This is a genomic window from Flavihumibacter cheonanensis (genome assembly GCF_022352215.1).
GTDB lineage: Bacteria > Bacteroidota > Bacteroidia > Chitinophagales > Chitinophagaceae > Flavihumibacter > Flavihumibacter cheonanensis.
In genome coordinates, this window is the sequence record NZ_JAKRWF010000032.1 from 1 (window position 1) to 298 (window position 298).

Annotated in this window: 1 protein-coding gene; it reads left to right on the forward strand. The window is 49.0% G+C overall.

The window, feature by feature from the left end; translation table 11 throughout:
• The coding region (locus MD536_RS21005) for a phosphoenolpyruvate-utilizing N-terminal domain-containing protein (protein WP_317208150.1) at window positions 1-298 on the forward strand (298 nt) is incomplete at both ends.

Genomic DNA, 298 nt, shown 5'->3' on the forward strand with positions numbered 1-298 from the left:
CATCAGCCCAGCTGGAAACGATCAAAACGATAGCTGGTGAAACGTTCGGTGAAGTAAAAGAAGCCAGCTTTGAAGGGCATATTATGCTGCTCGAAGATGAGGAGCTGGAGCAGGAAATCATAGCCCTGATTAAAGATAAACACATGACAGCTGACGCAGCTGCTCATGAAGTTATCGAAGGTCAGGCTTCTGCCCTGGAAGAGCTGGATGATGAATACCTGAAAGAACGTGCGGCTGACGTACGTGATATCGGTAAGCGCCTGCTGCGCAACATCCAGCGCCTGAAGATTATCGACAT